Genomic DNA, 26,389 nt, shown 5'->3' with positions numbered 1-26,389 from the left:
AAAAATCAAAGGGATTATTCCCTGTCGAAATAATCTTCTCTTTTTAATTTTTGTCTTTCCTGTTTGTTTGTTTTTTCCTGTTTCTGTTTTTTAAAATCAGAACCCTGAAAGATCCTTACAGGATTACCTCTCTGAATTTGCAGCTGATTCATCCATTGTGCCTGAAATTCGGCTTTAAACTGTTTTACGGCTTCTTCTTTAAATTTCTGCAATAATCTTTCGGTTGCCAATTTTTTGTTCTGATGCTGTGATCGCGAATCCATTGCAACAACACTAATTCCGGTTGGAATATGTGTCGCCCGAACCGCCGAGCTGACCTTATTGACATGCTGCCCTCCGGCTCCGGAACTTCGCATGGCCTGATAGTGAATATCCTTTTCAGAAATTTCAGTTGCTGTCGAGGTTTCTATTTCGAAAATGCCGATAAACCAATTTTTCCTTTTATGAAATTTCCTGAACTGACTTTGCCCAATCCACTGAATCGTACCAATCCATGAATTGATAAACGTATCCAGCGTATCGCTTTCGAGTAAAATCGTTGCGGTTTCTACTGTTCCGTTTTCAATTCCGGTTTCCCTGTGAAGCATGGTGGTTTTGATATTATTTTCCTTGGCTTCTTCTATAAAGGTTTTTAAAACCTGAGCCACAACCCAGCTGCATTCCGCCGGGCCGCGACCTGATGTTATTTGAATTATTTTTTCCATTTCTTACTCATTTAGCGGTCCATTCTAACGATTTTTGGAGTGAATGTACCAAGCACATCAACCAGTTCGTTTTGGTTTGCCATTACTTTATTAATGTCTTTGTAGGCCATTGGAGCTTCATCTATATTTCCTCCAATTAAAGTGACATCGTTTGCTTTCAGAACTTTATTAATTTCGCTTTGGGTGAAGGACTCTTTACACTTTCTACGCGAGAAAAGCCTTCCGGCACCGTGCGATGCAGAGTTTAAGCTCTCGGCATTTCCTTTTCCTTTCACAATAAATCCCGGAGCCGTCATGGAACCCGGAATAATACCCAGTTCCCCAACGTTGGCAGGAGTTGCCCCTTTGCGATGTACAATGGCTTCCTTGCCGTTTACAGTCTCTTTCCAGGCAAAATTGTGATGGTTTTCAATGGTCACCACCACTCGTTTTCCGATCGCTTTGGCAATCCGGCGGTGAATGTCATCGTGACAGGCTTTGGCATAATCGCCGGCTAAATTCATCGCCAGCCAGTATTCCTGACCATCATGTGTATTCAGATCCAGCCAGGCCAAATGCTGTACATTTTTTGGTAACGGACATTGTTTAGTCGCCAGATACGTATAATGTTTCGCAATATTGGCTCCCAATCCTCTTGAGCCGCTGTGTGAAAGCACCGCAAAATATTCCCCGACACCAATTTTCCATTCATTAAGCGGGTCAGTAATTTTTGCAATTCCAAATTCTACAAAGTGATTTCCTCCGCCGGAAGTCCCAAGTTGTTTGTACGCTTTAGGCAAAAGATTTTTCAAAAGCGGAATATCCTGAAATTCACTCCGGCTGAATAATTCATGATCTCCTTTTATGGCGTGGGTTTCGTACATTCCGAATTTCGTATTGTCTTTTAAAATCGCCTGCAGCTGATGCTCTTTTCCTTTGAAAAATGAAGCCGGAATGTCAAAAATGGACAAACTCATGCGGCATCCGATGTCAACGCCAACTCCGTAAGGAATTACGGCACTGTCTGTTGCCAGCACACCGCCAATCGGCAATCCGTAACCGGAGTGCGCGTCAGGCATTAAAGCTCCGGCAACTGAAATTGGCAATTTTAAAGCATCATACAATTGGTACTTTGCCTGCTCATCAATTTCATTTTCCCCGAAAATCGAAAACGGCGCCCGGGCATTATTGAGCTGATGCATTCTTACCTGTACCGGATTTACCAATCCTTCCGCAACTTTTCCCCAGGTTCCGTGTCCCATAAATTTTTCCGGAAACAACAAAACTTCTTTGGCTTCGGTTAATATGCTCTCTTTTTTTTCTCTTTTTCTGTATCTGTTGATCTGCCCTAAAGCAATATTGATACTGTTATTTTTTGGAAAGCCTATCTTAATAAGATCCTTTCCTGATAATTTATTTCCCATTAGGTATATTTTTCTTCCAGATACGCTTCATATATCGTATTCAGATTTTTAGTATTGATTTGATTGTTATTTTTTAGTTTCTCCAAACTGTAATAATAACTGGCGTCTCTGTTACCGCTTTTATAAATCTTATATCCCAGATCCCGATTTTGTATGTAATTTTCTATAAGCCTTAATTCACTTTCAAGCACTGCGTCTACAGCTTTTTGATGTGTAATGATATTCGGCTCAATTTTAAATACAAAACGCCAGGATTCCGTAAATTGATAATAAGTCTTAAAACAACGGCATCGATCCGACCATTTTTCGATTCGTGTAAAGCAGGATTTTTCTTTGTCAGTTAGTTCGAATTTATTCGTATTCCATTCGCTGACATTGATTTTCGCTAGAAATTGCTCCTTTGGATTCTCTGTTTTTTTTCCAAAGCGCTTTTTCCGACTGGTGAATGTTTTTTGATTCGAAAATTGAAAAGTGTTTATTTTTTCCAATACATTCACATAAAACATCGCTTCGTCTGAGCGTAAAATATCTTTTCGAACTACAAAAAAGCGAACCCAGCCTTTTTGATAAGGCTCTTTCAATGCTATTAAAGGCAATTCTTTAATTGCCAGATAGATTGCATGTTTTCTTTTTGATAATTGAACAAGATGTTTTTCAAAATCCTCTTTAACCAATCTTTTTTTGCGTCTTTTTTTCTTTAAACGACTACATTGAATGTAATCGTCGAAAAGAGAATTGTCCATTAAAAAAATTAAATTAATTTCTGACCCAAACATTTAAAAATGCAGGGCAAAACATTTTATCTGAAACAGATAAATTAAGTTCTTTGATCGGGAATTTTTTGAAGTGTCCAGAATAAAAAAAGCCCGAAAGTTATTTCCTTCGGGCTTCTTCTTATATCTAAAATTGATTTACTAGGATTGAGAAAAGCCACGAAGACACATGCCAACAGAATCTGATCCTGATGCGATGTTTTGAGAGGTAAAGTTTAATACAAACATTGTCTTCGTTATTAATAATTAATGATTTATTTTTCTGAGGCAAATTTTGTGAAATATTTTCCTAATAAACAAATTATTATCGAAATATTTTTCAGAAACGATACAAAACATCTGATTTACAGTTGTTTAAACTTAAAAATAAAATTCAAATCATAAGCAATCGTTAAAACCAATTTTAACTACATATTTTGCTTAAATTTACAGCTATCAAAAAATAAACCCAAAATTATGCCAACCGACTGTATCAGCTACCAAAACTCAGGATATTTCTCGACTTTGATACAAGATTATTTAGAACAAAAACCGGATTTAAAACCGCTATATAATAATTTTCCAGTACTGGAAAACTTTGAAAAACAAATCATTGAAAAACAGCAGAATTTCAATAATCAAAACCGAATTCCGTTAGTTTCTGTTTTAAAAGAGCAATATGCTGCCCTTGAAATTTCAGATTTAACCCAACAAAACATCGAGCTTTTGGCCCACGAAAGTACGTTTACGGTTACGACGGGACATCAGTTAAATCTTTTTAGCGGCCCTTTATATTTTCTTTATAAAATCATATCGACCATCAATCTGACCAAGGAATTGAAATCAAAATATCCTAATTTCAATTTTGTACCTGTTTACTGGATGGCGACCGAGGATCACGATTTTGAAGAGATCAATTATTTCAATTTTAAAGGGAAAAAATTCCGTTGGAACACCGAAAGTACTGGCCCTGTAGGAAGACTTTCAACCGAAGGTTTAACCGAATTTTTCGAAATTTATGCCTTAGAATTAGGATCCAGTACGAATGCCAATGTCCTGAAAAAACTATTTGAAGACGCTTACCTAAAACATAATACACTTGCGGATGCTACCCGTTTTTTAGCGAATGGATTATTTTCTTCCCAGGGTTTAGTCATTATAGATGCTGATAGTGCCGATTTAAAACGCGCCTTTGTTCCTTACATCAAAGAAGAATTGTTAGAGCAGACTTCTTTTAAAGCCGTTCAGGAAACTATTGAAAAATTAAAAAATTATACGGTTCAGGTAAATCCTCGTGAAATCAATTTGTTTTATATTGAAGATAATCTGCGTGAACGCATTGTTTTTGAAAATGATAAATTCATGGTCAATAACACCAAAACTTCATTTTCAAAAGAAGAAATTTTAAACTTACTGGAAAGTAATCCTGAAAAATTCAGTCCAAATGTGATTATGCGACCGTTGTATCAGGAAATTATTTTGCCTAATTTATGTTACATCGGCGGAGGAGGGGAAATTGCGTACTGGCTGGAATTAAAATCTTTCTTTGATGCTGTAAATATTACCTTCCCAATGATTCTGGTTCGAAATTCCGTATTGCTGACAACGGAGAAACAGGCTAAAAAAGCCGATCAGTTAGGTTTAAGCTGGAAAGATTTATTTACCAAACCAGCCGATTTGGTCAATGCTGTAACGCATAAAATTTCAGAATTCCCAATTGACCTGACTCCTCAAAAAGAAATTCTGGAGAAACAATTTGAATATCTGTCTGAGTTAGCTCAAAAAACGGACAAATCGTTTACCGGAGCAGTAAAAGCCCAGGAAGTAAAGCAGAAAAAAGGATTGGAAAATCTGGAGAAACGTTTGCTTAAGGCGCAAAAAAGAAAATTAAACGACCAATTAGAGCGTGTCGTAGATTTACAATGTCAATTGTTTCCGAATAACAGCTTACAGGAACGCCAGAGTAATTTTTCTGAGTTTTATTTAGAAAAAGGTGAACAACTGATTCCATTATTAACGCAGAAATTAAAACCTTTATCAACCAATTTCTCCATTATAACCATATAATTTATACTTTACCGCAATACTTTCAGGATAAAATAACCACCTGATCCTGAAAGTATTGTTTTTAAACCAAATAGCGACTTTTAAAATTTATTAACTAACCAATTTACCCAAAACCAATGGTAAAAGAACGCTTAATTTCGCTAGATGTCTTTCGCGGACTCACAATTTTATTAATGACGATTGTCAACAATCCCGGAGATTGGGGCCACGTTTTTCCTCCACTTTTACATGCCGAATGGAATGGCTGTACGCTAACCGACTTAGTATTTCCTTTTTTTGTATTTATTATGGGAGTGGCAGTTCCTCTTGCCATGCCGGATAAAAAATACGACGGCACTACCTTTAATAAAATCCTGGTACGTTCCTTACGAATGTTATGCCTTGGGATTTTCTTCAATTATTTCGGGAAAATACAGCTTTTTGGTCTCGAAGGAATTCCATTACTTATGGGCCGACTAATTATTACAATCGGTGTTGGATATGCCCTGATGGGGAATTTTAATTCTAAATTAAAAAATATATTTGCTTTTTCGATCTTACTGATCTACCTCTTTTTGGCATACAGCGGAATCGAAGCCTATCACGATGTGCGTCTTCCCGGAGTTTTACAGCGAATTGCAGTGGTATATTTTGTTGTGTCCCTCTTATATCTAAAAACATCACAAAAGACACAAATCATAACAGGAGTTGTTTTATTATTGGGTTATTGGGCCGCTATGACCTTGATACCGGTTCCCGGAATCGGCGAAGCGAATCTTGACAAAGGAACCAATTTAGCAGCATGGCTGGACAGTGTTCTCCTAAAAGGTCATATGTACCGTGGCACTGTAACCTGGGATCCGGAGGGGATTCTGAGCACCATTCCATCCATCGTAAATGGAATTATCGGTTTACTAATTGGTCAGTTATTACAACTTAAAATTGCAAAAACTGATATCGCTAAAAAAATGGCTTTAGTTGGAATAGCATTAATTATAGGTGGTTTGCTTTGGAATATTGTTTTCCCAATTAACAAATCGATCTGGACGAGCAGCTACGTATTATACACCACCGGACTGGCGACAACTGCCTTATCACTTCTCTATTACATTATTGATATTGCAGCCTATAAAAAAGGTTTCAAATTATTTTTAATCTGGGGTGTAAATCCAATGATTGTGTTTTTTGCCTCTCAGATTATACCGCAGGCTTTGGTCATGATTCAGTTTGAAAATCCACATAAGGCCGGAGAACAAATTAATCTTCTCAGTTATTTATATGGTTATGGAATTGCTCCGTTTTTCGGTAATCCAATGATGGCGTCTTTCGCCGGTGCATTGGTTTATGTCGCGATCTGGACCTTTATTCTATGGATCTTCTATAAAAACAAACTCATTTTTAAAGTTTAATTTTTTTCTTACCATATAAGTTATATAAGTTCATTTAAGTCAATATCGCTATGTTAAGCGATAGAAAAGGAAAAGACAAAGTTGTTCTGGGCCTCTGCTTATAATATCTTATATAACTTATATGGTAAAAGAATTAGCAAAACAGCATTTCATGATGTTTTAATTATGAATTAATTAAAATCAATTCATAAAAAAAGTCTATTTTTGCACAAAATTTAAAAAACGCAAGAAAATGGCAACAAATAGAACTTTTACAATGATTAAGCCGGATGCAGTAGCAAACGGACACATCGGGAACATATTAGCAATGATTACTAACGGAGGTTTCAAAATCGTTTCGTTAAAATTAACTCAATTAACTGTAGCTGATGCTGAGGCATTTTATGCTGTTCACGCTGCAAGACCTTTCTACGGAGAATTAGTTGAATTCATGTCACGCGGACCAATTGTTGCTGCAATTTTAGAAAAAGAAAACGCAGTAGAAGATTTCAGAACTTTAATTGGAGCTACAAATCCAGCTGAAGCTGCTGAAGGAACTATTCGTAAAGCATACGCAACTTCTATCGGAGAAAATGCAGTTCACGGTTCAGACAGCGACGAAAATGCTGCTATCGAAGGTGCATTCCACTTTGCTGGAAGAGAGCAATTTTAGATTTTAGATTTTAGCACAAAAAAAAAATCCATTCGCGATGCGAATGGATTTTTTTTATTCTGATTGTAAAATGATTAAAGTTTACCGTCTGTCTTTTTAACGATTTTAGCTATTTTTTCATCTAAATCTTTCAAAAGTTCGTCTAAAGCACTTTCACACATTGGTAATATTTTTTCAGCAGTTAAAACAGGAATTCCACCTATAATAGCCCCAGTCTTTTTAGAATTTGCTCCTTCACTAAACGCAAATACTTTTTTTCCTGTTTTATCATATAATGCAATTCTGGCATACGCTTTCATTTTAACCGTTCCGGTTCCACCAACAGCGAATCCTTTTTGTAAAGCAAAATGTATTTCAGTAAATAAAACACCATCTGCAACATCTTTAAACATGGTAGCAGTTCCTACTTCATTTTCAGAACCATTCATACCTTCATAAATATATTTGTATCCAGGGTAATTGATGATTGTTTTCCCGGCATCTCCTTCTCTGGCAAATTTAGGAATGAAATCAATATATTCCTGTTTTTGGATTACTTCATTTTCAGGAAGTAAATCAAAAGGGAATTGTTTAGAAAAAACATTAAAAAAAGAATTATGATACTTCTCTAAAATAGGGGTAAGATTAAAATCAGGATTATTACCTAAATCAGCTATCGCAGCCAAACTACCTAGTCCCAAATCAGCTAGACTGATAGTTTTGTCTGTGTAAAAACCGACAACTGCGACTTTTTTCTTTTGCGAATAACTGTTTAAAGCTAATAATACGGTTAAAATAAGGAATACTTTTTTCATTGTTTTTGGATTGTTTTTGGATTGTTTTTGGATTTAATTATTAAAAAAATATGTATTAAAAAAAATACTTATCGGTCAAATATATCATAAAAAAAACACTTCCAGAGTAGAAGTGTTAATTTTATTTTTAATATTAAAACCTAAAGATCTAAATCGTTTAAAAGCCAAATAAAATTTAACGTAAAACGACATCCTTTACCACTTCACGCCCTAAATCTTCATTAATCATCTTGACAATTTTAGATTTTCCGTGGCTCAGTTCCTCTCTTAAAACAGCAGATCCAAGTTCTACATAAAGCGTGCTTCCTTTCAGGACAACGTTTTTGGTATACGTATTTACTCCATTCCCCATCAACTGCCTCCAGGCTTCTTTTACATCAATCTGATCCATTCCGGGCTGCAGTTTATTCACCTGAATAATCTGTTGCAATACATCTCCAATTGAACTTTGATTATTTAACCTTTTTGCCATCGTCTAATAAATTTATGGGTCCTGCTTTTTTATAATGATATTCCTTATTTTCCTGGTTTTTTACCACCAATTCTTCATCTGAAATCGAAATCAATTCCTCACTCCACTTGGCATAATTTGTTTTATAATCTAGAAAAGTCTTTCCATCAGCAAAACGAACCGAAACATTTTCAAAAGAATCACTTGTCAAAAAAGTTCCGTCAAATTGCGGCATTACTTTCTTTCGGATTCCTTTATTTTTTTTAATTTCAAAAAAATCAAAAGTTTCATTCATTCCATAATCCTTCTCATCACCTTTATCAAAAACAACTTTCGTAATTTCCCAGTAGCCGTTCAGTTTTGCAATATCCGTTGGTTTAATTTCCTGTTTGCAGCTCACAAACAAAAAAGATAAAACCAGGATCATAAAAGAGTTTTTCATAATAAGTATAATATTAATAAAGGAGCTGATTCCTGCTGTCTGCTATATCTTTTATGGCGAACACCGCCATAAAAGGATGCCGCTCCCATCAGGGCTAAGACTCCCGTTTTCAAAAGAATATTTCGTGAGTTACAAAGTTAACCTTATAAAAATTCAAAAGAAATAAAAATTCATAAAACCCATTAAACTATTTTGCATATTTTTGGTCAAACCCCAAACCTAAAAACCAAAAACATGACCAAAACTATTTTTAAGCTGCTGATACTCTTAACTTTTATCAGTTGCAGCAAAGAATCATCCGATGATCAATCCACTCCGGCAGAAACCATGTATTTTCCTCCTTTAACCGGAAGTACCTGGGAAACGAAGTCCATTTCAGACCTCAAATGGAATCAAAATGCGGTGCAGCCGCTTTTAGATTATTTAGAACTAAAACATTCCAAATCGTTTATTATTTTGGTAAATGGGCGAATTGTTTTAGAAAATTATTTCAACAACCATTCCGCAACCACCAACTGGTATTGGGCAAGCGCAGGAAAAACGTTAACGTCGACCATGACCGGAATTGCACAACAGGAAGGATTGCTCAACATTAACAATAAAGTTTCAGATTATATCGGAACAGGCTGGACAAGCGAATCACCTGCGCAGGAAAACCTGATCACCTGCAAACATTTACTCACCATGACATCAGGGCTTGATGAAAGCACAGACGATGTAGATCCCGCCAGTTTAGTTTACAAAGCCGATGCCGGAAAACGCTGGGCCTATCACAACGTTTATGTCAAACTCCAGGATGTCGTTGCCAAGTCAAGTAACCAAACCTGGGAGAATTATTTCAACACTAAATTAAGGGACAAAATTGGTATGAACGGAAACTGGGTACAACTTGGGGTGAACAGCGTGTATACCAGCACCACAAGAAGCATGGCCCGTTTCGGACTCCTAATGCTCAATAAGGGAAAATGGGAGAATACAACTATCCTGAATGAAAGTTATTTTAACGAAGCTACCACTACTTCACAAAACATCAATTTAGGATACGGCTATTTGTGGTGGCTGAACGGAAAAGCCAATTACCACTTACCACAATCACAACTTACCATCCCGGGAAGTATAATTCCAACTGCACCAAACGATATGTTTATGGCATTAGGAAAAAATGACCAGAAAATATATGTTATTCCAAGTAAAAATATGGTGGTGATCAGAATGGGAGACGCAGCGGACGATGTCAACCTGGCGTTATCGGATTTTGATAAAACTTTATGGGAGAAAATTAATGCTTTGTACCAATAGTTTTGGATAAATTCCAATAGAGAAATCTCAAATTCCAATAGAGAAGCTTCATACTCCAATAGAAAAATCCCAAATTCCAACGATTAAAATTGGAATTTGGGATTTAAAAAAATTAACTTTTTTTATTTAATTTATCGCTTTGTACGAACTCTTTTTAGCATTCCCATAAAAAAGAAAGCCAAACCTAAAACCAATAGAATGTAATAAAAAGACAAACTTTTATCTTTTAAAACATTTGCTAAAACAAAACTTATAACGCTGGCGAAATAAAAAGTAACAGGCGTTATATTTTTTAAAGAAGAAAAACTCATTCTGCTATTATTTAAAGAAACTATCTACGAATTCATATTTATTAAAGACCTGTAAATCTTCAATTCCTTCACCAACTCCAATATATTTTACAGGAATCTGAAATTGATCTGAGATACCAATCACCACACCACCTTTAGCAGTTCCGTCCAATTTAGTTACAGCCAGCGAAGTTACCTCTGTAGCTGCCGTAAACTGTTTTGCCTGCTCAAAAGCATTCTGACCGGTTGAACCATCTAAAACCAAAAGAACGTCATGAGGCGCATCAGCGACAACTTTCTGCATCACGCGTTTTACTTTGGTAAGTTCGTTCATCAGATTGATTTTATTATGAAGACGTCCGGCAGTATCAATAATAACAATATCGGCATCTTGGGCTACCGCAGATTGCAGGGTATCAAAAGCAACAGAAGCAGGATCACTTCCCATATTCTGTCTTACGATTGGCACATCTACTCTGTCTGCCCAAACCTGTAACTGATCAATAGCAGCGGCACGAAAAGTATCTGCAGCTCCTAAAACTACTTTATAACCCGCTTTTTTAAACTGATAAGCCAATTTACCGATTGTAGTGGTTTTACCAACTCCGTTAACTCCAACCACCATTAAAACATATGGTTTTTTATCTTTCGGAATTTCAAATTCAGTAGCTTCCCCGGTATTTGTTTCAGATAACAAAGAACCAATCTCTTCGCGAAGAATCTGGTTTAATTCTTCTGTTCCTAAATATTTATCGTCAGCAACACGTTTTTCGATTCTTGAAATTATTTTCAATGTTGTATTTACCCCAACATCGGAAGCCACCAGAATTTCTTCCAGATCATCTAAAACATCGTCATCAACCTTAGATTTTCCGGCTAGAGCTTTGCTTAACTTTGAGAAAAAAGTATTTTTTGATTTTTCAAGACTTTTGTCTAAAGTCTCTTTTTTGTCGGTAGAGAATAATTTTTTAAAAAAACTCATTTTTTATTTGTTGTTAGTTCTAGACTATATGCTTTTTGAACGCTATAGTCTTAATGTTTACAGAATAAATTAACCTTCCTGCTGTTTCTGCTTACCTCAGCAATTGATTTCACTTGTTATAAGAAAAATCGGAAACGTTTTATGAAGAACGATATTATTTTGTTTCTGTAAATTTTAGACAAATATAAAAAATAAAAAAGCTACTTCCGAATGAAAGTAGCTTTTCTATATGCGATGTATGTTATTATTTCTTTTTCAAGAAATTATCAACTTCTTCAGGAGTCATAATAGATTCTACGAATGTATATGCACCAGTTTTTGGAGATTTCACCATTTTGATGGCTTTTGATAATCTCTTAGAAGCTGTTTGTAACGATGCTACGGTTTTCTTTGCCATGACTTAATTATTTAATTTCTTTATGAACAGTTACACGTTTCAGGATTGGATTAAATTTCTTAATCTCAAGTCTGTCCGGAGTATTTTTCTTGTTCTTAGTTGTTATATATCTAGAAGTACCTGCAACACCAGAAGTCTTGTGTTCTGTACATTCTAAAATTACCTGGATTCTATTACCTTTCTTTGCCATCTTGCTATATATTTATTTAGGAAAAGATTATTTGATAAATCCTTCTGACTGCGCTTTTTTCAAAACAGCAGAAATTCCATTTTTATTAATTGTTTTTATCGTAGATGCTGCTACTCTAAGAGTAATCCATCTATCTTCTTCTGGAAGATAAAAACGCTTTTTAACTAAGTTTACAGAAAATTTTCTCTTAGTTTTGTTCATAGCGTGAGAAACGTTATTTCCTACCATCGCTCTTTTACCTGTAAGGTCACAAACTCTTGACATTATACTTATCTTTTATCGTTATTCAAAATCAGGGTGCAAAGAAAAGAAAAATAAACCATTGTAGCAAAAAATTATTGCACAATTTTTAAAATTTCTTTCTGTAATATTTCTAAACTCTTAATCGTCGCTCTATCTATCACTTTTTCACGTGGTTGACCAAAGTTAAATTCTTCTGTAATTATACCATCCGGTGTTGCCAAAGCGATAAAAACAGTGCCAATTTCAGCATCTGAATCTCCTTTTGCCGGTCCGGCGTTCCCGGTAGTGGCAATTGCGTAGTCTGTTTTAAGTATCTCTTTCACATTCAAAGCCATAGCCGATGCAACCTCGGCACTTACCACCGAATATTGATCTATTATATCCTGCGAGACCCCAAGAACGTTAACCTTAGCCTCTGTTGCATAAGAAACCACACTGCCTTTGAAATAGCTGGAAGCTCCGGGAACTGCTGATAGAACCGATGCGATTTTTCCACCCGTAAAACTTTCAGCCGTAGCAATGGTTTTATTTTGTTTCGTCAATAGTTTTCCGACTACCGACTCTATCGTTTCGTTTTCTTCGTAACCTACTATAATATCATGAATTATAGCATCTAATGATTTTATATTGGCTTCAAGCGCCTCTTCGAGCACTTCTTTATCGGTACCTCTTGCCGAAAGACGCAAACGCACTCTTCCGGGATTTGGCAGATAGGCTAATTTGATAAAATCAGGCAGATTATTCTCCCACTCTTCTATACGTTCAGCGACTAGGCTCTCGCCTTGCCCATACGTTAAAATCGTTTTATGGATAATATACGGCCGCTTGTATTCGTTAATAATTCTTGGAATTATCTCGTTTTCGACTAAATATTTCATTTCATACGGAACTCCCGGAAGCGAAATAAATACCGTATTTTCTTTCTTCATCCACATTCCCGGCGCCGTACCCACTTTATTATGCAGTACGGTACAGGTTGAGGGAACCAAAGCCTGATCTTTATTTAATTGTGAAATCGGTCGCTTGTAAAACCCTTCTATCAATTCCGTTACATGTGCCAGAACTTCGGGATTTACAACCATCTCATCATTAAAATATTCGCAGAATGTTTTTTTGGTGATATCATCTTTTGTTGGCCCTAATCCGCCTGTAATGACTACGACATCAACTTTGTTTTGAAGTTGCGCAAAGGTGTCTAAAATGTGTTTTTTATCATCGCTTATCGAAATCATTTCATGAACTTCAACACCGATCCGGTCCAGCGATTTTGCGATAAAACCGGAGTTTGTATCTACAATCTGACCGATTAAAATTTCGTCTCCAATAGTAATGATAGTTGCTTTCATAGCTGTGGAATATTTTTACTCACTTATTGTAAGTCATTATTTAAAAGAAGGTTACTGATATTCCGGTTTGCGTGCGGGGTAGAAACGGTATCCTTTGTAACAAAAGAAACCTGTTTTAGGCAAAATATTTCCGGAACAAAAGATATGGGACCCCGATAGCTATCGGGACGACCCAGTTTTTGACCGATTTTAAATAAGTCAAAAACCGGGTCGCTCTTATATATTACAAATCAAAGTCTTTTTTGATCTCCTTGATCGCATCTTTCACTTGTATTTTAATACTTTTAAAAGTTTCGATAATTTCTTTTTTCTTGCCTTCGGCTTTTGTCCAGGCCTCAACTTGCAGAATTTCCTCGAATGCCACATTTAACCCCATTAAATCCAATGTTGGTTTTATCTTGTGCGCATAAGAATAAGCATACTTATGATCTTTCTTTTTAATTCCCTCTTTGATTTGTTTCAAATCCTCGGGAACTTCGGTAACAAATAGTTTTAGAATTTCGTTTACAAATTCAGGATCATTATCTGAAAGTGCATATACTTTCGAAAGGTTGTACTTTAAAGCCATTATTTTACTTGTATTCTGAATAATTTTTTATCTTCTAAAAAGCCTTCCAAAACGTCGTTTGGTTTAACAGAGGCAACGCCTTCCGGTGTTCCTGTAAAAATAATGTCGCCAATTTTTAATGTAAAATACTGCGACACAAACGATACCAGTTCATCAATTTTCCAAAGCATAAAGCCGGTGTTTCCTTTTTGAACCGTTTTAGAGTTATTTGTCAATTCAAAAGTAAGATTTTCCATAGAAACAAAATCGGTTTTGGGTAAAAAATCACCGATAACAGCTGAACCGTCAAAGGCTTTGGCTTTTTCCCAAGGCAATCCTTTTGCTTTTAACTGATCCTGTAAATCTCTGGCAGTAAAGTCGATACCTACACTAATTTCGTCATAATACTTATGCGCAAACTTAGGTTCAATATACTTCCCTACTTTATTTATTTTAACAATTATCTCAATTTCGTGATGAATTTCCTCAGAAAATTCGGGGATTACAAAAGGATGCTGCTTTAATAAAACCGCAGAATCCGGTTTCATAAAAACAACAGGTTCTGTTGGTCTCTCGTTTTTTAATTCTTCAATATGATTGGCATAATTTCTACCGATACAGATTATCTTCATTTCTTTTAGAGTTGCTAAGAAACTAAGTCGCTAAGGCTCTGAGAGAATGTGCAAAAAAACTTAGCACCTCACAACCTTAGCGACTTAGAGCCTTACTTAGTATTTAACTTTCTTAACTTAATAGCTGTTAAAACTTTTTTGGTATACAATGGAAAATCAGCATTTTGAATCCAGCTGAAATAGCCCGGTTCTGTTTCTAATATTTTTCCGACTTTGGCACCTTTGTGTTTTCCGAAAGTAAAAACTTCTTCATTGTCTTTATCAAAAGCGATCATTCCGGCGAAATCGGCAATTTTTTTACGTGTTGTGAATTCAGATAATGACTTCATATCATTTTCTAATTCCGGATAACGATCTAATTGCGCTTTCAGAATTTCGTAAGTCGCCATAGTATCTGCTTCTGCCGAATGGGCATTTTCAAGACTTTTCCCGCAGTAAAACTTCAAAGCGGCACTCAGGGTACGTTCTTCCATTTTATGAAAAATAGTCTGTACATCTACAGACACTTTATTTTTCATATCAAAATCAACTCCGGCGCGAAGTAATTCTTCTGCCAATAACGGAATATCAAAACGATCTGAATTAAACCCTGCCAAATCACTGTCTTTAATCATATTATAGACCTGTGGCGCCAACTCATTAAAAGTAGGTTCGTTCGCTACTTTTTCATCTGTTATACCGTGTACGGCAGTAGTCTGAGGCGGAATAGGAATTGTCGGATTCACCAACCAAGTTTTACTTTCTTTATTTCCGTTTGGAAAAACTTTAAATATTGAAATTTCTACTATTCTGTCTTTTCCGATATCTATACCTGTAGTTTCAAGGTCGAAAAAGCAAATTGGTTTGTTGAGTTTGAGTTCCATTTTTGATTTTTATAAGTCTACAAATATAAATTTTAAAGCTGAATTTCACTCGTTTTTTTTATAAAGTTCCCGATTTCTGTTCCGACTTTAATAATCTAAAAAGAAAAACCCTTTCCACGTTTAAAACACGGAAAGGGTTAATTATTTATAAAACAGCTCTTTTTAGAAATCTCTGTCTACATCAAAAGCTTCTAAATATTCTGCAACTCTCTTTACAAAACTTCCTCCAAGTGCACCATCTACCACTCTGTGATCGTAAGAGTGAGACAGGAACATTTTCTGACGGATTCCGATAAAATCACCTTCCGGAGTTTCGATAACTGCAGGCACTTTACGAATTGCCCCAAGTGCCAGGATTCCAACTTGCGGCTGATTGATAATTGGCGTCCCGAAAACACTTCCAAAAGTCCCTACGTTGGTAACAGTATACGTTCCACCTTGCGTATCGTCCGGCTTCAGTTTTCCTGCTTTTGCACGATTACCCAAATCATTAACCGCTTTTGCCATTCCGACAAGGTTTAACTGATCTGCATTTTTAATAACGGGTACTATTAAGTTTCCGTTTGGTAAAGCCGCAGCCATTCCTAAATTTATATTTTTCTTTTTAATGATATAATCACCATCAACAGAAATATTCATTCCCGGGAAATCTTTCAGTGCTTTTGCAACAGCTTCCATCATAATTGGCGTAAAAGTAAGTTTCTCGCCTTCTCTTTTCTCGAAAGCAGCTTTTACTTTATCTCTCCATTTCACGATATTGGTTACATCAACTTCAATAAACGATTGTACGTGAGCCGAAGTCTGCACCGAAGCCACCATATATCCTGAAATCAATTTACGCATTCTGTCCATTTCGATGATTTCATCACCTCCGTTTACAGAAACGGGAACTGCCTGCTGACTTTTCTGAACCACTACCGGTTCTGCCGCTTTTACCGGAGCCGCTACTTCCTTAACTGTTTCAACAACAGCTTTTGGAGCAGCAATTGGACCAGATTTGCGATCATCAACATATTTTAAAATATCTTCTTTTGTAACACGTCCGTCTTTTCCTGAACCCTGAACATTCTCTAATTCAGCAACAGAAACACCTTCTTCTTTTGCAATATTTTTCACTAGCGGAGAAAAGAATTTATCCGATGTTGAAAAATCCTGAGGAGTAACGGTTTCTTTAGCGGCATCGATTGTTTTTTCTATTTCAGCTGCCGCGGCCGGAGCAGTTTCATCCTCTACTACTTTATCGACTAAAAATGACGATGCTGTTTCAACGCCGCCTTCTGTTTCGATAATTGCAATAGTCTGTCCTACCTGAACTAAATCATCTTTGCCAAATAATTTTTCGACTAAAATTCCCGACACTTCGCTTGGCACTTCACTGTCAACTTTGTCAGTTGCTATTTCGAGTACCGCTTCGTCAGCTTCAATTTTGTCTCCAACCTCTTTCAACCAGTTTGTGATAGTTGCTTCAGCTACACTTTCTCCCATTTTGGGAAGTTTTAATTCAAATCTTGCCATATTGTTAACCTCAAGGGTGATTTTGATTTTCAGATTGCGAAATTACTGAATATTTTAAATATAAATTACATTTAATATAATTTTTTACTCGATTTTTATAACTTGCCCCCTGTCATTTCTTGAATTACTTCCAATAATAAAACTGGTACTTTTGGGGAAAATTTTAAAAGTAATACTCTTATCCCTAAGAGTTTCTATGATTTTGATACAATTTCCGAATGAAACATGCTGATTATCTAAAATAATCTCTACTCTTTTACCCTTCAAAATCAGGTACGAATTTACCATTTTTTCTTTTTTGAAATCGAAAACCACTACTTTATTTTCAAAAACAGAAGCCAATTTTTCAGATAATTTCACATCAGAAGAATACAAAACATAACTTTCAGGTATCGGTTTGTCTTTTGATTTTCCCTGAAACATTTTAACAAACGAAAAAAACACAATCCCGATTTTGATAAAAATAGAGAAAAACAGTGATTTCCTGAAATGTTTCTGATAAAAAAAAGTCATCGCTTCCTGAAAACGCTTCATATATTTCTCATCTTTCACGGTACTTTCACCCTTGTAATGCAAAACGGTTGTTTCAGGAAAGTAATAATTATGCTTCCCCTTCAGTAATGCGCGGTACGAAAGATCGATATCGTCTGCGTACATAAAACAATCTTCATCGAAACCGTCTAATTCCAGATATAAATTGCTTTCCATCAACATAAAAGCACCTACCAAAATAGCGACTTTACCAGTCTCATTTTCCGAAATATGCTGTGCGTAATACTGATTGAAGAGCTTCCAATTTGGAAAAACTTTATACAAGCCAAAAATCTTGGTAAAAGCAACCCAGGGCGTTGGAATGCCGCGTTTGCTTTCGGGCAGAAATTCTCCCGTTCCATCTATTAATTTACAGCCAATAATCCCCAAGTTGGTTTGTTTTTCTGCGAAAGCTAAAATCTTACCGAAAGTATCTTCCGCCACCACCGTATCGGGATTGAGAATACAGATGTATTTTCCCTGTGCCTCTTTGACTCCAATATTATTGCCTTTTGGAAAACCGAAATTCTTTTTGTTCTGAATCAGTTTTACATCCGGAAAGCGCTCTTGCATCATCAGGCAACTATCATCGGACGAATTATTATCAATGACAATAATTTCGGCATCGAGCGTCGAAATTGCTTCCTGAACACTTAAAACGCATTGTTCCAGAAAGTAACGGACATTATAATTAAGAATAATAACTGATAGCTGCATGAAAAAATGGGTCTCTTGATTTTTTCGGAAAGTTAGAAATTTTCAGATAAACCCAGCCGGAAAGAGCCATCGTTTTTACTGATGTGCCGATTTAATACTAAATCATTGCTTTTTGATTTATTTTACTTCCTTCGAATAAGTTCCGCTTTTCGGTTTCATTTAGCCAGTTGATTCGTGGTATTTGTATAAAAGGTATATTTGAAATTAAAACCCAATTCTTTAAACCGGCTTCTAAGTATGATTCGTTTCCCTTTTTTAATTTTAGTCTTATTTATATCCTGTGGTTTTCTTAGCGAGAACCCGAATCATACGGACATAAATCTTGTAGAATCCAATACCTGGTTTATTGCGGGCCCGGCAAAGGAAACTCAGGAAACGATTAATACCGTGCGCGAAAAAGAAGGTATTATCCGCGTGACAGCCAAAGATACACCTGTTGGGGAAATTGAGCTGAATGTTATGATTACAGCTTCTAACTCGAATGATGGTCCTGCTACGAATTTATCTGACACATCTAAATTCGTAATCATCACTTATAAATCCTCACAACTTATCAAACTACAGGCTCGTGAAGGAAACGATGAAGGAACAGGCTGTATACACGGCGGATCTCATCCCAGAGTTGATTTGCCGGCTTCTCCTGAAAAATTTAAAACAATCAAAATTCCCTGGTCTGATTTCAGGCAGGATGGCTTGCCAAACGGAAAATTATTAGACATACACAAGCTGTGCAAATTAAACTTCGTGAATTACAACCCGGTTTCGGGCGCATTGTTAGAAATAAAATCAGTTATAGTTGAGAATTAGTCGCAGTATTCAGTCGCAGTCGCAGTTTTCAGCCTAGCTGAGACTGAATACTGAGACTAAAAACTCCTACAAATGCAACTGAATTTTATACTTGTTACAGATTTTCATTACTAATAACATAATTGTTGAAAAAACCAGACTCCAGATAATTCCCGGAATGCCTTCACGGAAATAATCCGGAATGATATGCAGATTAAAAACGAGGTTAAAATAATAAATAACACCCGGTAAAATATAAATCAACAATGGGTTTGCAGCAGCTGGCATAAAGAAACCACTCCATTTGGTTTGTTTTTTTATTTCCATGAGCCAGTACAAAAAGTAAAACAGCACGGTACAAATTGCAGCCGAAAACATCGTCCAGGATGGCGTTCCTTTTATTTTTGAGATTCCGAAATATGGTCTTAACAAATATCCGGTTACCAAAAACAATACTGCAAAACCTATCACGGGCCAATTGATTTTTGGAGTGATTTTTCGATCGAAAAATAATAGCGAAATAATTACACCGGCGGTTACTACAGCAGCATGCGTTAAATGTCCGGCAATAAAACTAAGTACTGCATTTTGATGAACCAGTGATTCTTCGATTAAATTAAGTGAATTGACAAGAACACAAATTACCAAAAACAAAATCATGGCTCCTAATTTTCCTGAAACAAGCCAATAATACACTACTGTAAAAAGATACGCCCAGCCAATTAAGCCCAGAATTCCCCACCATTTGGGCGTCATACCCATTTCTCCCGTATCCTGAACGTATAAAAAATATAAGACCACTAATACTAACATTCCGCCATATTGAAGCGTATTCTTTAACCAAACCGGAAAATCTCTGGCATACTTATTCCAAATCGGAATTGGCATTGCATAGGCTAAAAGGCCCCAAAGCGCCGGAGTTATAATCATTTTTGAGGCGTCATAGCCATATTCGGCATTGACCATAAACACTCCAATGATGATTAGGGCCAATGCCCTTTTAAAAGTATGTGTCCAAATCGTTCTCGCACTATCACCTTTTAACAGTCGGGCGTTAAATGCAAACGGAACCGACATCCCTACAATAAATAAAAATGCCGGAAAGACCAAATCAACAAAGGTCATGGCATCTGCGTCTGCCGGCATGTGTTTCATCCATTGCGGCACGTTTTTTACACTTGCCAGTTCATTGACAAAAATCATTACAAAAATGGTAATTCCGCGCAGGGCGTCTATCGAAATAATCCTTTGATTGTATAAGTTTTCCTTTATTTTCATAAATTATTGCATTTTTAATAACTCCAAATATAATATAATTACGAAATGACCAGTTACATTGTTACCTTAATTTTGAGTGGTGAATTTCCATTTAACAAATTCTTCAAAAACACATCCTTTTTTTTACTTTTGCAGCATGTTATCACTTTTCAAATCAAAACCGTTCCTGAAAGATCTTCTTTCCGATAATTATATCGACATTCATTCGCATCTTTTACCCGGAATTGATGACGGCGCCAAAACTATAGGCGACACCCTAAAACTCGCAAAGGCTTTTGCTGAAATTGGCATTTCTCAATTTGTAACCACGCCGCATATAAAACACCATTTCTGGGATAATTCGCTTGAGGTCATCAGGACTAATCACCAGGAAACGGCAATGGCATTAAAAGAAAATGGCATAACTACTCCCTTCCGTGCCGCCGCAGAATATTTTATGGACGACTGGTTTGAAAATCATTTTAAAACTGAAAAACTACTGACCCTAAAAGACAATTATGTACTCGTAGAAATATCGTACATCAGTCCGCCGGCACAATTACACAAAACACTTTTTGATTTGCAGGTAGCGGGTTACATTCCGGTTTTGGCACATCCGGAAAGGTATTTGTATTATCATCAAAACTTTAGGGAATACGAAAAACTAAAAAAGTCCGGCTGTTTGTTTCAATTGAATTTACTGGCTGCAGTGGGCTATTACGGTAGCGGAGTCACTAAAATTAGCGAAGAGTTACTGAAAAAAGGAATGTATGATTTTGTTGGTTCAGATGTGCATCATCGCAACCACATGAAGGAATTGGGTAAAAAAATAAAAATAAAAAATGTTTCTGCTTTAAAAGACGTTATTGCAAACAATCAATTTTTTAAATTTTAGCTAATAGGCGTTCTCTTCTCCTTTGAAAATATTAATAATCGTTCTGACAATTATTTTAATATCCAGAAGCAAACTCCAGTTTTCGATATACCAGATGTCGTAATCGACTCTGTTTTCCATATCGATAAGCTCTTTCGTTTCGCCGCGATACCCATTCACCTGTGCCCAGCCTGTGATTCCCGGTTTAGCATATTGTCGCACTAAATAATTATTAATCAGTTCGCTATATTCTTTTGCCAGATTGACCATATGCGGTCTTGGACCGACAACAGACATATCTCCCCAGAAAACATTGAAAAACTGTGGCAATTCGTCAATACTGGTTTTACGGATAAAAGCTCCAAATTTGGTAATCCTGCTATCTCCTTTTCCGGCTTGTTTGTTATGTGCCAGATCATTTACATACATACTTCTGAATTTAAGACACATAAAAGAACGGTTGTCCCTTCCCGAACGTTCCTGTTTGAAAAAAACCGGACCGCGGGATTCCATTTTAATGATCAGGGCTACTATTGGCAAAAGCCACGGAAAAATCAATAAAATAACCCCAAGCGAAAAACAAATATCAAAAACCTTTTTGATAAGCCTGTTGGAAGCAAATTCTAAAGGTTCAGGGCGTAGCATCAATACCGGAGTATTTCCATAAAAGGTAACCTCAACTTTACTTGACTTTGTATACAACTGAAAATCAGGAATAAACTTAATACGAATCATATTCTGTTCGCATATTTTCGTGAGCTTATTGATTACTTCAATTTTATCAATATGAAGTGCAACATACATTTCGTCTATTTTTTCCTCAATGATAAAACTCTCAATACGGTCAAATCCACCTAAAAGCGGACCTGAAAAACCGGGAGAGATTGCTTCTTTTTCATCAAAGAAACCTAAAAACCGATAACCGTATGTTAAATCTTTCGCCAGGATTTTTTGCATTCTTTCTCCCGTATCATTAGCCCCGACAATAATTATTTTTTTAAAATTAAAGCCGTTCGCCCTGATTTCTTTTAAAAGTTTCATTAATGCGTAACGCGAAATCATGATCAGCAAAAAGAAAAACAGATAAAAATACAGCAATCGAAGCCTCGAAATATCGGCATATTTTAAAAAAACAACAAAGATCGCCACCAGTGCCGCATGGATCACAATTTTATTGATGGTTCTTTTCAATATCGATTCGATACGTTCAATGCGAATCATTCGATAGGAATTTCTATGCAACAACAAACCGATCCAGATTAAATTCATTAATAAGGCAATCGTTTTTTCTTCCTTTAACAGAAGTTCCTTCAAACCTCCAAATCGGGCCAATGCCGAAAGATTAATTGCCAGATTCAACAATAGAATATCCAGGCAGACAAACAAAATTTTGAAGTAGCGGGAAAAACGGTAATGTGATATTTTTTCAGAAATTTTCATATTTGGGGAACTATGTGCACTACTTTTTTAGAATAAAATTCTGACCGAAGCAATGACGGTGCAAAATAACATTTAAATTATATTTTTTAACGTTATTTTAAAATCAATTTATTTTAAAATTTTACTTTTAACCCGTTTGAATATAAAACGCCTTCCATGCTAAAATTCTTTTTATTATTTATAACAACAATATCAGTTTCTTATGGCCAGATTTCGGGCTGTACAGACCCGCTTTCCATAAATTACAATCCGGCCGCCACTATCAACGACGGGAGTTGCGAGTATAAATCTTTAAAAATAAAACCGGAATATTCCATCCGATTAAGTGATTCCATAAAAGAAACTTCCGGATTAATTGCTTTTGACGGTTTGTTATGGTCACACAATGATGATCACGATACCACATTGTACGGATTGGATTCTTTGGGAAAAATTAGAAAAAAAGTAATTCTCAATACTGTAAACCACGACTGGGAGGAAATTTCACAGGATAGTACACATTTGTATATCGGTGATTTTGGAAATAATTTCACGGGAAACCGAACCGATCTGCATATTTTAAAAATTGAAAAAAAATCTTTTTTAGAAGGAAATCCTGTTATCGACACCATTTCATTCTCCTACTCAGACCAAACCGATTTCACTGCCCAAAAAGGAAACACGACCAATTTTGATTGTGAAGCTTTTATTGCAACCAGAGACAGTATTTATTTATTTTCCAAACAATGGAATTCTTCCAAAACCAGTATTTATGTGTTGCCCAATCAACCCGGAAAACAGATTGCCCAATACAAAGAAACCCTTAACACAGATGGTTTGGTGACCGGAGCCACTTATCTGGAATCAAAAAAACGGATTGTCCTTTGTGGGTATTCCAAAACAGGAAAAACTTTTTTATATCTTTTGTATGATTTTAAAAATCATAATTTCTTAACCGGAAACAAAAGGAAAATCGACCTGAAACTCCCTTTTCATCAGATTGAAGGCATTGCAACCCGGGACGGCCTGCATTATTATGTCACGAATGAAAGCCTGGTCCGGAAACCAATTCTGAATGTTCCCCAGCAAATTCATTATTTTGATTTGAGTGCCCTATTGAATTCGGATCTCCATAAATAATTCGCAAACCGACATAGTATAAGTTTATTATTACAAAAAAGATATTTACATAAAATTTTTTTATCTTTGAAATTCATACTTTTTCATCCAAATGGCTTTATCTTTGAGCCTTCGTAAAATTGATATTCATTATGGAACAAAAAATACATCAGGGAAGAAACGTAAAACGTTTTAGAGAAATGCTTGGAATCAAACAAGAGGCATTGGCTTTTGATTTGGGAAATGACTGGAATCAGAAGAAAATTTCCATGCTGGAACAAAAAGATATAATTGAAGAGGATATTCTGAATCAAATCTCAGATAAGTTAAAAATTCCTGTCGAAGCTTTTCAGAACTTTGATGAGGAACAGGCGGTGAATGTAATTGCAAATACATTTAATAATAATGATAGTGCAATTGGATTTGTAATCAATAACTACAATCCAATTGAAAAAGTTATCCAATTGCATGAAGAAAAGATTGCATTATTTGAGCGTATGCTGAAAGAGAAAGACGAAATGATGCAACGACTTGAAAAATTAATCAATAAATAGTTACTGAATAATTATTTATAAGACATAGTAATACACAAAGAGACTTTCGAGTCTCTTTTTTGGTTTTGTAAATTAACCTTTCGGCGCTTCTTTAAGCGTAACCGGGGTATTGGGCTCTCATCTGCATAAATAATTCGCAAATCGCAATATAATACCTTACTTTTGCAAAAAAGTTGTGATTTGTAAAACATTCAGAACTTATAATTTATAACTCATAATTTACAAAGTGAATTACTTATCTGTAGAAAACATATCGAAGTCGTTTGGGGAAAGAACCTTATTTGACAACATCTCATTCGGAATCAATAAAGACCAAAAGATTGCTTTTATTGCCAAAAATGGTTCTGGAAAAACAACCATTATGAGCATTATTAACGGTTTGGATGAACCGGATACCGGTCAGGTCGTTTTACGAAAAGGAATTCGAATGGCTTTTCTTTCGCAGGACAACAAACTGCAGGAAGAACTGACTATCGAAGAAAGTATTTTCGCTTCAGATAATGAAACACTTAAAGTAATTGAAGCCTACGAAAAAGCATTAGAAAATCCGGATGACGAAGAAGCGTATCAAAAAGCTTTTGACGGAATGGATCAGCACAATGCATGGGATTTTGAAACCCAATACAAGCAGATTTTATTCAAATTAAAACTCGAAGATTTTAAATTAAAAGTAAAAAATCTTTCGGGTGGACAAAAGAAGCGTCTTTCTTTGGCCATCATATTGATCAATCGTCCTGATTTATTGATTCTGGATGAGCCAACCAACCACTTAGATCTGGAGATGATCGAATGGCTTGAAAGTTATTTTGCCAAAGAAAACATCACGTTGTTTATGGTGACGCACGACCGTTTCTTTTTAGAGCGCGTTTGTAACGAAATCATTGAATTGGATAACGGAAAATTATACCAGTACAAAGGAAATTACTCGTATTATTTAGAGAAAAAAGAGGAGCGAATTACGTCTGAAAACGCGAGTGTTGACAAAGCCAAAAACTTATTCGTAAAAGAATTGGAATGGATGCGCCGTCAGCCAAAAGCGAGAACGACAAAATCGAAATCACGTCAGGATGATTTTTATGTAATCAAGGAAAAAGCACAAAGCCGTCGTCAGGAAAACAAAGTTGAGCTTGAAATCAATATGGAACGTATGGGAAGCAAAATTATTGAGCTTCACAAAATCTCCAAAAAATTTAAAGATCACGTAATTCTGGATCAGTTTAGTTTTGATTTCCAGCGTGGCGCGCGTATCGGAATCATTGGTAAAAACGGAACCGGAAAATCGACCTTCCTGAACCTTCTTACCGGAACACTCCCATTGGATAGCGGACGCGTAGTAAAAGGAGAAACGATAAAAATTGGTTATTATACCCAAAGCGGAATCAACCCGAAACCGAATCAGCGTGTGATTGATATTATTAAGGAATACGGCGAATTTATTCCGCTTGCAAAAGGCAGAATGATTTCGGCTTCACAATTGCTGGAGCGTTTTCTTTTTGATGCTAAAAAACAATATGATTTTGTAGAAAAATTAAGTGGTGGAGAATTAAAACGTCTGTACCTATGTACCGTTTTGATTCAGAATCCAAACTTCTTAATTCTGGATGAGCCAACCAACGATTTGGATATTGTAACACTGAATGTTCTGGAGAGCTTCCTTTTAGACTACCCAGGCTGTTTGCTTGTGGTATCGCACGACCGTTATTTCATGGATAAAATTGTCGATCATTTATTTGTTTTCAGAGGAAATGGTGAAATCGAGAATTTCCCGGGAAACTATTCTGATTTCAGAGCCTATGAAGATAGTGCCGATGTTATGCAAAAAGAAGAAAACAAAGCAGAAAAGAAAGACTGGAAACAAAATAATCCGACAGGAAATTTAACGTTCAACGAGCAAAAAGAATATCAAAAACTGGAAAGAGAAATTAAAGATTTAGAAATTGATAAAATCAAAATCGAACAATTATTCTCTGACGGAAAAGTAGCAGATGCCGATATCGAGAAAAAAGCAAACGAACTGCAAAATATTATCAATAAAATAGATTCTAAAGAAGAACGCTGGTTTGAACTTTCGGCGAAGATTGAAGGCTAGTTTTAGTTTTCAGTCGCAGTCGCAGTTTTCAGTGAATTGTCGAAATTCTTTGGGTTAAAAATTAAAAAATCCATAACAGAAACTAT

28 protein-coding genes are annotated in these 26,389 nt (G+C 35.9%); 9 read left to right on the top strand and 19 right to left on the bottom strand.

Annotated elements, in window-relative coordinates; all coding sequences use genetic code 11:
* Positions 1-14: 14 nt before the first annotated feature.
* From prfH to HAV12_RS06160, 3 genes are read right to left on the bottom strand one after another with little or no spacing between them, the layout of a single operon-like run.
* Complete coding sequence (gene prfH, locus HAV12_RS06170; protein ID WP_171568882.1) at positions 15-704, bottom strand: peptide chain release factor H; 690 nt, start codon at positions 702-704, stop codon at positions 15-17.
* An 11-nt stretch (positions 705-715) separates the two neighbouring features.
* Positions 716-2,107 (bottom strand): RtcB family protein, encoded by a 1,392-nt coding sequence (locus tag HAV12_RS06165; protein WP_171568881.1) that lies wholly within the window; start codon positions 2,105-2,107, stop codon positions 716-718.
* A complete protein-coding gene (locus tag HAV12_RS06160; RefSeq protein ID WP_171568880.1) occupies positions 2,107-2,850 on the bottom strand; it encodes a hypothetical protein in 744 nt (247 codons plus the stop codon). Before HAV12_RS06160 ends, HAV12_RS06165 begins: the two co-directional genes overlap by 1 nt.
* Before the next feature lie 486 nt (positions 2,851-3,336).
* Here HAV12_RS06160 and bshC point away from each other — a divergent pair, with 486 nt between their 5' ends.
* The 3 genes from bshC to HAV12_RS06145 all read left to right on the top strand — a co-directional run bounded on the left by bshC (position 3,337) and on the right by HAV12_RS06145 (position 6,966).
* Positions 3,337-4,926, top strand: a complete 1,590-nt coding sequence (gene bshC / locus HAV12_RS06155) for a bacillithiol biosynthesis cysteine-adding enzyme BshC (protein ID WP_171568879.1) — start codon at positions 3,337-3,339, stop codon at positions 4,924-4,926.
* Between the two features lie 116 nt (positions 4,927-5,042).
* On the top strand, positions 5,043-6,314 hold the full coding sequence (locus HAV12_RS06150) for an acyltransferase family protein (RefSeq protein WP_171568878.1): 1,272 nt from the start codon (positions 5,043-5,045) through the stop codon (positions 6,312-6,314).
* Positions 6,315-6,546: 232 nt separating this feature from the next.
* On the top strand, positions 6,547-6,966 hold the full coding sequence (locus HAV12_RS06145; RefSeq protein WP_132037993.1) for a nucleoside-diphosphate kinase: 420 nt from the start codon (positions 6,547-6,549) through the stop codon (positions 6,964-6,966).
* A gap of 74 nt (positions 6,967-7,040) precedes the next feature.
* On the opposite strand, the gene HAV12_RS06140 is transcribed toward HAV12_RS06145, so the two are convergent.
* The 3 genes from HAV12_RS06140 to HAV12_RS06130 all read right to left on the bottom strand — a co-directional run bounded on the left by HAV12_RS06140 (position 7,041) and on the right by HAV12_RS06130 (position 8,653).
* Positions 7,041-7,760, bottom strand: coding sequence for a hypothetical protein (locus tag HAV12_RS06140; protein WP_171568877.1), 720 nt, complete (start codon positions 7,758-7,760; stop codon positions 7,041-7,043).
* A 175-nt stretch (positions 7,761-7,935) separates the two neighbouring features.
* Entirely contained in the window at positions 7,936-8,232 is a 297-nt protein-coding gene (locus HAV12_RS06135; RefSeq protein WP_171568876.1) for a DUF721 domain-containing protein, read from the bottom strand.
* On the bottom strand, positions 8,213-8,653 hold the full coding sequence (locus tag HAV12_RS06130) for a hypothetical protein (protein WP_171568875.1): 441 nt from the start codon (positions 8,651-8,653) through the stop codon (positions 8,213-8,215). Before HAV12_RS06130 ends, HAV12_RS06135 begins: the two co-directional genes overlap by 20 nt.
* Positions 8,654-8,887: 234 nt before the next feature.
* Between HAV12_RS06130 and HAV12_RS06125 the strand changes: the two genes are divergently transcribed.
* On the top strand, positions 8,888-9,952 hold the full coding sequence (locus tag HAV12_RS06125; protein ID WP_171568874.1) for a serine hydrolase: 1,065 nt from the start codon (positions 8,888-8,890) through the stop codon (positions 9,950-9,952).
* Between the two features lie 131 nt (positions 9,953-10,083).
* On the opposite strand, the gene HAV12_RS06120 is transcribed toward HAV12_RS06125, so the two are convergent.
* From HAV12_RS06120 to HAV12_RS06070, 11 genes are all read right to left on the bottom strand, one after another.
* Complete coding sequence (locus HAV12_RS06120; protein WP_132038003.1) at positions 10,084-10,263, bottom strand: hypothetical protein; 180 nt, start codon at positions 10,261-10,263, stop codon at positions 10,084-10,086.
* Positions 10,264-10,270: 7 nt separating this feature from the next.
* Complete coding sequence (ftsY, locus tag HAV12_RS06115; RefSeq protein ID WP_171568873.1) at positions 10,271-11,224, bottom strand: signal recognition particle-docking protein FtsY; 954 nt, start codon at positions 11,222-11,224, stop codon at positions 10,271-10,273.
* 244 nt (positions 11,225-11,468) lie between these two features.
* Complete coding sequence (locus HAV12_RS06110) at positions 11,469-11,621, bottom strand: DUF4295 domain-containing protein (RefSeq protein WP_127339701.1); 153 nt, start codon at positions 11,619-11,621, stop codon at positions 11,469-11,471.
* 7 nt (positions 11,622-11,628) lie between these two features.
* A complete protein-coding gene (gene rpmG, locus HAV12_RS06105) occupies positions 11,629-11,811 on the bottom strand; it encodes a 50S ribosomal protein L33 (RefSeq protein WP_017495179.1) in 183 nt (60 codons plus the stop codon).
* Between the two features lie 27 nt (positions 11,812-11,838).
* Positions 11,839-12,075 (bottom strand): 50S ribosomal protein L28, encoded by a 237-nt coding sequence (rpmB, locus tag HAV12_RS06100; RefSeq protein WP_007805815.1) that lies wholly within the window; start codon positions 12,073-12,075, stop codon positions 11,839-11,841.
* A 71-nt stretch (positions 12,076-12,146) separates the two neighbouring features.
* Positions 12,147-13,400: a CinA family nicotinamide mononucleotide deamidase-related protein gene (locus HAV12_RS06095; RefSeq protein WP_171568872.1), complete on the bottom strand. Its 1,254-nt coding sequence runs from the start codon at positions 13,398-13,400 to the stop codon at positions 12,147-12,149.
* A 223-nt stretch (positions 13,401-13,623) separates the two neighbouring features.
* Entirely contained in the window at positions 13,624-13,968 is a 345-nt protein-coding gene (locus HAV12_RS06090) for an Hpt domain-containing protein (protein ID WP_127339700.1), read from the bottom strand.
* The gene (locus HAV12_RS06085) at positions 13,968-14,579 is read right to left on the bottom strand and encodes a fumarylacetoacetate hydrolase family protein (protein WP_132038008.1); all 612 of its coding nucleotides are present in this window, start codon (positions 14,577-14,579) and stop codon (positions 13,968-13,970) included. The genes HAV12_RS06090 and HAV12_RS06085 overlap by 1 nt, the downstream gene beginning before the upstream one ends.
* 92 nt (positions 14,580-14,671) lie before the next feature.
* Positions 14,672-15,442 carry a 3'-5' exonuclease gene (locus HAV12_RS06080; RefSeq protein WP_171568871.1) on the bottom strand — a complete coding sequence of 257 codons (771 nt, stop codon included), beginning with the start codon at positions 15,440-15,442 and terminating at the stop codon, positions 14,672-14,674.
* Between the two features lie 162 nt (positions 15,443-15,604).
* The gene (locus HAV12_RS06075) at positions 15,605-16,957 is read right to left on the bottom strand and encodes a dihydrolipoamide acetyltransferase family protein (RefSeq protein ID WP_171568870.1); all 1,353 of its coding nucleotides are present in this window, start codon (positions 16,955-16,957) and stop codon (positions 15,605-15,607) included.
* A gap of 84 nt (positions 16,958-17,041) precedes the next feature.
* Entirely contained in the window at positions 17,042-18,205 is a 1,164-nt protein-coding gene (locus tag HAV12_RS06070; protein ID WP_171568869.1) for a glycosyltransferase family 2 protein, read from the bottom strand.
* A gap of 237 nt (positions 18,206-18,442) precedes the next feature.
* Between HAV12_RS06070 and HAV12_RS06065 the strand changes: the two genes are divergently transcribed.
* Positions 18,443-19,012, top strand: a complete 570-nt coding sequence (locus tag HAV12_RS06065; protein WP_171568868.1) for a hypothetical protein — start codon at positions 18,443-18,445, stop codon at positions 19,010-19,012.
* A gap of 66 nt (positions 19,013-19,078) precedes the next feature.
* Here HAV12_RS06065 and HAV12_RS06060 read toward each other — a convergent pair whose 3' ends face one another.
* Positions 19,079-20,269, bottom strand: coding sequence for a DUF5009 domain-containing protein (locus tag HAV12_RS06060; protein ID WP_171568867.1), 1,191 nt, complete (start codon positions 20,267-20,269; stop codon positions 19,079-19,081).
* 136 nt (positions 20,270-20,405) lie between these two features.
* Between HAV12_RS06060 and HAV12_RS06055 the strand changes: the two genes are divergently transcribed.
* On the top strand, positions 20,406-21,143 hold the full coding sequence (locus HAV12_RS06055) for a tyrosine-protein phosphatase (protein WP_171568866.1): 738 nt from the start codon (positions 20,406-20,408) through the stop codon (positions 21,141-21,143).
* On the opposite strand, the gene HAV12_RS06050 is transcribed toward HAV12_RS06055, so the two are convergent.
* Complete coding sequence (locus HAV12_RS06050; RefSeq protein ID WP_171568865.1) at positions 21,144-22,562, bottom strand: undecaprenyl-phosphate glucose phosphotransferase; 1,419 nt, start codon at positions 22,560-22,562, stop codon at positions 21,144-21,146. It abuts the gene before it with no gap.
* A gap of 156 nt (positions 22,563-22,718) precedes the next feature.
* Here HAV12_RS06050 and HAV12_RS06045 point away from each other — a divergent pair, with 156 nt between their 5' ends.
* From HAV12_RS06045 to HAV12_RS06035, 3 genes are all read left to right on the top strand, one after another.
* Entirely contained in the window at positions 22,719-23,681 is a 963-nt protein-coding gene (locus HAV12_RS06045; protein WP_171568864.1) for a T9SS C-terminal target domain-containing protein, read from the top strand.
* A 131-nt stretch (positions 23,682-23,812) separates the two neighbouring features.
* Complete coding sequence (locus HAV12_RS06040; RefSeq protein ID WP_171568863.1) at positions 23,813-24,214, top strand: helix-turn-helix transcriptional regulator; 402 nt, start codon at positions 23,813-23,815, stop codon at positions 24,212-24,214.
* Between the two features lie 226 nt (positions 24,215-24,440).
* Positions 24,441-26,303, top strand: a complete 1,863-nt coding sequence (locus HAV12_RS06035) for an ABC-F family ATP-binding cassette domain-containing protein (protein WP_171568862.1) — start codon at positions 24,441-24,443, stop codon at positions 26,301-26,303.
* The last annotated feature ends 86 nt before the right edge of the window (positions 26,304-26,389 follow it).

The organism is Flavobacterium sp. CLA17 (assembly GCF_013112255.2).
GTDB classification, from domain to species: domain Bacteria; phylum Bacteroidota; class Bacteroidia; order Flavobacteriales; family Flavobacteriaceae; genus Flavobacterium; species Flavobacterium circumlabens.
This window is presented reverse-complemented; position numbering and strand designations above follow the sequence as displayed.